Here is a 6665-nt window from a genome sequence, read left to right on the forward strand (position 1 = left end):
TAATTTTCGTTGTAGATATTGTATGCCGGAGGAAATATTTGGTCGTGATTATGCTTTTTTGTCTAATGATAAAATTTTATCTTTTGATGAAATTGAAAGGATTACACGTATTTTCGTTTCTTTAGGTGTCAGAAAGTTACGTATTACTGGAGGAGAGCCTTTACTTCGAAAAGACTTACCTGAACTCATACAGCGATTAAACGCAATTGACGGAGTAGAGGATATCGGTTTAACGACAAATGGATCATTACTTAAAAAGTTTGCTCCTGATTTATATAAGGCCGGTTTATCTCGCGTGACAGTTAGTCTAGATTCTTTAAATGAAGAGCGTTTCTCTTATTTAAATGGAAATAGAAGTAAAGTAAAAACAGTTCTTGCAGGAATACAAGCTGCAGCGGAAGCCGGAATGAAAATTAAAATGAACATGGTTGTTCAAAAAGGGAAAAATGAACAAGACATCGTTCAGATGGCAGAGTACTTTAAAGAGAATAAGCATATCCTTCGGTTCATTGAATATATGGATGTCGGAAATTTTAACGGATGGGAATTAGGCGAAGTAGTTTCTAAGCAAGAAATAGTAGAGATGATTCATAAAGTGATGCCGCTTGAACGTATTGAAGCGAACTATCCTGGTGAAGTTGCGACACGTTATCGCTATATCGGCAGTGATGAAGAAATAGGAATTATTTCATCTGTAACAGATTCGTTCTGTTCATCATGTACGAGAGCGCGTATTTCCGCAGAAGGAAAGTTGTATACATGTTTGTTTGCTTCTAAAGGAAACGATCTTAAAGAATTACTTCGCTCTGGATATACGGATGAGGAAATTACTGATATTATTCGTGACATTTGGAATAATCGTTCAGATCGCTATTCAGATGAACGGTTAAGCAATACGAATAAAAAAACAATGCCGAAAATTGAAATGTCGCATATCGGCGGCTGAGAAACTACTATGAATGTAGATTCTCTTTGTTAAAGTAAATAGTGGGAAATGTGCAAGTTTTGTACACTTTCTATGCGTATAGTAAAAATGATGATTGATATTTCTGTAAGAGATATGCAGAGAGATTAAGCAGCATTCAAAAATCCTTACGATATTAAGGGTTTTTGGTGCTGCTTTTTTTAGATGAGAAAAATGGAGGAATTGGTTATGGCATTTCATAAACCGGAACAAATCGCGGCGCTTGTGATTGAATCCGGTGTTCAAAAGGTAAGGCAACCGCTATCCGCAATGCTTATTCTTGGTTTTTTAGGAGGAGCATTCATTTCGTTAGGATTTTTACTTAATATTCGGGTTCTAGGTAATGTACCAGAGCAATGGGGAAGTTTAGTCAATTTTATAGGAGGAGCGGTTTTTCCTATCGGACTTATGCTCGTTGTTTTAGCAGGAGGAGAATTAATTACGGGAAATATGATGTCGATGTCCATGGCACTTTATGCACGTAAAATCTCATTGAAACATGTATTAAACAATTGGGCTTGGATCACTTTAACTAACTTCTTAGGTGCACTTTTCGTAGCGTATTGTTTCGGTCATCTTGGCGGGCTTACTGAGGGGGCGTATTTAAATAAAACGATAGCGATAGCTCAAGATAAGTTACATGAATCTTTCGGAAGAACGTTAATTTTAGCAATTGGTTGTAACTGGCTCGTTTGCCTTGCGATTTGGTTAGCATATGGAACGAACGATTTGATCGGGAAGATTGTTGGAATTTGGATTCCGATTATGGCCTTTGTCGTAATTGGATTTCAGCAAGTAGTAGCAAATATGTTTGTTATTTCAGCAGTTATTTTTGCGGGGCACCTTACGTGGATGGATCTTGCGAAAAACTTTGTTCCTGTTGTTATCGGAAATGTAATTGGCGGAGCTGGATTTGTTGGATTCGCTTATTTTTCTTGTTATCAGAAACAAAGTGTTATCGAGAAAGATGTATTGAAAAAATAATAGTATATGAAGCTGATTTTTATATGAAAGGAAGGTTACCTCATGATAGAGCGGTATTCACGACAACAGTTGTTCACTCCTATTGGAAAAGAAGGACAAGAGAAGATTAGAAATAAGCATGTGCTGATAGTGGGGGCAGGCGCATTAGGAAGTGCAAGTGCCGAAAGCTTTGTACGTGCTGGTATTGGAAAATTAACGATTATTGATCGTGATTACGTAGAATGGAGTAATTTACAGCGGCAACAACTTTATGCTGAACAAGATGCGATAGAAAAATTACCAAAAGCAATCGCAGCGCAGAATCGTTTAAAACAAATTAATTCAGACGTGCAAATTCAAGCTCTTGTAATGGATGCAAGAGTAGATAATATGGAAGCTTTATTAGGTAGTGTCGATGTCATTATTGATGCAACAGATAATTTTGATATTCGATTTGTAATCAATGACCTGTCACAAAAACACAATATTCCTTGGATTTACGGTTCTTGTGTCGGATCGTATGGCATGAGCTATACAATTATTCCGAAGAAAACACCATGTTTACATTGTGTGTTGAAAAGTGTTCCTGTTACAGGAGCGACGTGTGACACAGTTGGAATCATTAGTCCAGCTGTTCAAATCGTCGCTGCCTATCAAGTAGCAGAAGTATTCAAAATTTTAGTAGAAGATTATGCAGCAATTAGAAAAACTTTTTTAATGTTTGATATATGGAGTAATCAATATCATTCTATCAAAATAGAAAAAATCAAAACGGAAGGCTGTCCTTCGTGCGGAACAAATAGAACTTATCCTTATTTATCATACGAAAATCAAACGAAGACAGCTGTTTTATGCGGAAGAAATACAGTTCAAATTAGACCGGCGCATAATAATCATTACAACTTTGACGATTTAGAAAAAGTATTAGAAAAACACGGGAAAGTAGATCGAAATCCTTATTTGCTCTCTTGCCAATTAGAAGAGTATCGCATCGTCATTTTTCAAGATGGTCGTGTGTTTATTCACGGAACGAATGAAATTCAAAAAGCAAAACAACTATACTATCGGTTATTAGGCTAATAGAAAGGGATTGGTAATGATGGAAAGAAGAGTACCAATTACAGCTGAAGAGGCTGTTCGTAAAGTGATGGAATTTGCTCATTGTGGTGTGAAAGAGCTAGTACCACTTGAATTAGCATATGGGCGAACATTAGCAGATGATTTAGTAGCTGATCACGATGTTCCTTCCTTCGATCGCTCGCCATATGATGGATTTGCTATTAGGGCAGAAGATACGTCGCGGGCAAGTCGTGAAAATCCAATTGTATTTGAAGTAATCGGTGAAATTGGAGCAGGTTCTGTATTCCATAAAGAAGTAGAAGCATTTCAAGCAGTTCGAATTATGACAGGGGCACAAATTCCGAAAGGATGTAACGCAGTTGTCATGCTAGAACTGACTCGTCATCGTCAATATGAGAATATCGGAAAAAGCTATATGGAAGTGAGGCGCTCATTTAAAGGAGGGGACAATATATCCTTTCAAGGTGAAGATGCACGTAAAGGAACCGTTCTCGCAAAAAGAGGTTGTTACATTAATCCAGGTATTTCTGCTCTTCTTGCTACATTCGGTTATAGCGAAGTGCCAGTAGCGAAAAAGCCTATCATTGGACTATTAGCGACTGGGAGTGAGCTTCTCGATGTAACTGAAGAACTACAACCTGGGAAAATTCGAAATAGTAATACGTATATGATATCGTCTCAAATTCGAAGAGCAGGTGGAAGAGTAAAATATTTCGGGAAGTTTAGTGACGATTTTAATACGTGCTACGAAGCAGTGAAAAAAGCGTTAAGTGAAGTTGATATGTTAATTACAACTGGTGGTGTTTCGGTAGGAGATTACGATTATTTGCCAGCGATATACGAAAAATTAGGCGCATCAGTTCTTTTTAATAAAGTAGCCATGCGGCCGGGGAGCGTCACGACAGTAGCGCAATTAAATGGGAAATTGTTATTCGGATTATCAGGTAATCCATCTGCTTGTTACGTAGGTTTTGAGTTATTTGTAAAACCTAGCATTCGTACGTATATGTTTAGCGAAACACCACATGTAAAACGAGAAAAAGCAATGCTCGGAGAAGATTTTCTAAAACCGAACCCATTTACAAGATTTGTACGAGGTAAGCTGAAGTATAACGAAGGACAACTAATCGCTTATCCATCAGGATTTGATAAATCTAGTTCCGTCTCTTCATTAGCAGAATCAAACATTTTTATTGTACTACCGGGCGGTACGAGAGGATATAAAAAAGGAATGTTTGTAGACATTCTCTTATTAGAAGATAACGAAGGCAGTAAATGGCCTTGGACATTCCGTAAAGTAGGGAGAGGTTTTGATGGGACAAGCACGATTTGAAATTGTAGATATTCCGATTGTAGTGGAAGAAGTAACGAATAAGGTAGCAAGACGAGAAGCAGGAGCGATTACAACTTTTATTGGAACGGTAAGAGAATTAACGAAAGGAAAACGAACGTTACATCTTGAGTATGAAGCATATAAACCGATGGCAGTAAAAAAGCTTACTGAAATTGGAGAAGAAATTAAGAAACAGTGGCCGGATGCAAAAATAGCAATCACACACAGAGTAGGACGATTAGAAATAATGGATATTGCCGTTGTCATTGCAGTATCGTCACCACATCGTAAAGTAGCGTACGAAGCGAATGAATACGCAATTGAACGTATAAAGAGAATCGTCCCAATTTGGAAAAAAGAATTTTGGGAAGATGGAACGGAGTGGATTGGAGATCAGCTTGAAAATATTCCCTATCCAGAAGGAAAACCAAAGAAAGAAGAATGAGAGAATGATTACAATTTTACTGTTCGCAAATTTACGAGAAGAAGTCGGCTCAGAGAGATTAGTAATAATAGAAAAACGAGAGATGAACGTTCATCAATTGAAAAAATGGCTGAAAGATAACTATCAATTACAGACGCTAGAAAAAGTTATGGTAGCAATTAATGAAGAATTTGTAACGGACGAAGAAATTGTAAAATCCGGAGATACTGTTGCGCTTATACCGCCTGTAAGTGGAGGGTAATTCTTTCTATTCGAGTATCAAATCTTTCATACGTTAAGGAGGATCATTATGAGTGAATTTTCGCATTGGAATGAAGAGGGAAGAGCTAAAATGGTTGATATTTCTCAAAAAGATATTTCAACACGCACAGCTGTTGCGCAAAGTACAATTTCTTTATCAAATGAACTATGTGAAGCAATTCAAAGTGGTGGATTGAAAAAAGGTGACCCGCTCCAAGTGGCACAAGTTGCTGGAATAATCGGTGCTAAAAAAACAGCGGATATTATTCCGATGTGTCACCCGATATTAATCCAAGGAACTGATTTTACGTTCCATTATGAAAAGAAAACCGATGGCTATGAGTTGATCATACGAGCAACAGTAACATGCAGCGGGAAAACAGGTGTAGAAATGGAAGCATTAACTGCCGTATCGATTGCCGCTCTTACTTTTTACGATATGTGTAAAGCTGTTGATAAAACGATGGTCATGAAAGAAACATATTTAGTTCAAAAAACGGGTGGGAAAAGCGGAGACTTTTTTCACAAGGTAAAATAATTACAATGGAAGGAATGTGTATGATGATTACTCACGAACAAATTATGAACGCTTTAAGCCATGTAGAAGATCCAGAGTTACACAAAAGTATTGTGGAATTAAACATGGTAAGAAATATACAAATTGATGGTACGGAAGTTGGGCTAGAAGTAGTTTTAACAATTCAAGGTTGTCCGTTGAAAGCAAAAATTCAACAAGATATTGAAGAATCTCTTCGAAACATTGGGGCATCAAAAGTTTCTTTAACATTCGGATCGATGACACCGGAAGAAAGAGCAGCATTAACAGCGTCTTTAAAGAAAGAGGCTAGAACAGAAACAGGCATGCCTAGTATGCTTCGGCCTGATTCAGGTGTACGATTTATTACTGTAACGAGCGGGAAAGGGGGAGTCGGAAAATCAACTGTGACGATTAACCTTGCTACTGCTTTAGCGCGTATGGGGAAAAAGGTTGGGATTTTAGATGCAGATATATATGGATTCAGTATCCCAGCTATGATGGAAACAAATGAAAAGCCAACAATGATCGACCAAACCGCAATTCCAGTCGTTAGTCACGGTGTTAAAATTATGTCGATGGGATTCTTTACAGATGGTAATAACCCAGTAATGTGGCGCGGACCAATGTTAAACAAATGGATTCAAAACTTCCTAGCGAATACGCACTGGGGAGAACTAGACTATCTTCTTCTAGATTTACCACCTGGAACAGGAGATGTAGCAATTGATGTAGCTGCAATGATCCCGCAGGCGAAGGAAATTATCGTTACAACTCCTCATAACGTTGCTTCATTTGTCGCTTCTAGAGTAGGAGTAATGGCAAAACATACGAAACACGATATTTTAGGTATCGTTGAAAACATGGCATATTACGAAGAACAAGATGGCTCAAGAAACTATCTCTTCGGAAAAGGCGGCGGTGAAATGCTAGCAGAACAACTACAAACAGAAGTAATTGCTCAAATACCGTTTGCAAAACGTGAAGAAAATAATGGCTCATGTGTCTATGATGAAGACTCACTTGTTGGAGAGATTTTTGCGTCTTTAGCGGAGGATATTATTTATATAGGATAGGTTTTCTTAAAGATAGAGGGGTTAGGATG

At 37.8% G+C, this 6665-nt stretch carries 8 protein-coding genes; all 8 read left to right on the forward strand.

Annotated features, from left to right (window positions below; genetic code table 11):
- A partial coding sequence (gene moaA / locus V7038_RS23580; RefSeq protein WP_335695711.1) for a GTP 3',8-cyclase MoaA occupies nt 1-946 on the forward strand: 946 nt, incomplete at its 5' end.
- Nucleotides 947-1153: 207 nt separating this feature from the next.
- Nucleotides 1154-1948: a formate/nitrite transporter family protein gene (locus tag V7038_RS23585; RefSeq protein ID WP_335695712.1), complete on the forward strand. Its 795-nt coding sequence runs from the start codon at nt 1154-1156 to the stop codon at nt 1946-1948.
- Nucleotides 1949-1990: 42 nt separating this feature from the next.
- The gene (locus tag V7038_RS23590; protein WP_070139060.1) at nt 1991-3007 is read left to right on the forward strand and encodes a molybdopterin-synthase adenylyltransferase MoeB; all 1017 of its coding nucleotides are present in this window, start codon (nt 1991-1993) and stop codon (nt 3005-3007) included.
- 19 nt (nt 3008-3026) lie between these two features.
- Nucleotides 3027-4340 carry a molybdopterin molybdotransferase MoeA gene (locus V7038_RS23595; protein ID WP_335695715.1) on the forward strand — a complete coding sequence of 438 codons (1314 nt, stop codon included), beginning with the start codon at nt 3027-3029 and terminating at the stop codon, nt 4338-4340.
- Entirely contained in the window at nt 4321-4785 is a 465-nt protein-coding gene (locus V7038_RS23600) for a molybdenum cofactor biosynthesis protein MoaE (RefSeq protein ID WP_070139062.1), read from the forward strand. The genes V7038_RS23595 and V7038_RS23600 overlap by 20 nt, the downstream gene beginning before the upstream one ends.
- A 4-nt stretch (nt 4786-4789) precedes the next feature.
- Nucleotides 4790-5026, forward strand: coding sequence for a molybdopterin converting factor subunit 1 (gene moaD, locus V7038_RS23605; protein ID WP_070139063.1), 237 nt, complete (start codon nt 4790-4792; stop codon nt 5024-5026).
- 48 nt (nt 5027-5074) lie between these two features.
- Nucleotides 5075-5563, forward strand: coding sequence for a cyclic pyranopterin monophosphate synthase MoaC (gene moaC / locus V7038_RS23610; protein ID WP_335695713.1), 489 nt, complete (start codon nt 5075-5077; stop codon nt 5561-5563).
- 20 nt (nt 5564-5583) lie between these two features.
- On the forward strand, nt 5584-6636 hold the full coding sequence (locus V7038_RS23615) for a P-loop NTPase (protein ID WP_335695714.1): 1053 nt from the start codon (nt 5584-5586) through the stop codon (nt 6634-6636).
- The last annotated feature ends 29 nt before the right edge of the window (nt 6637-6665 follow it).

The organism is Bacillus sp. JJ783 (genome assembly GCF_036963225.1).
GTDB classification, from domain to species: domain Bacteria; phylum Bacillota; class Bacilli; order Bacillales; family Bacillaceae_G; genus Bacillus_A; species Bacillus_A cereus_U.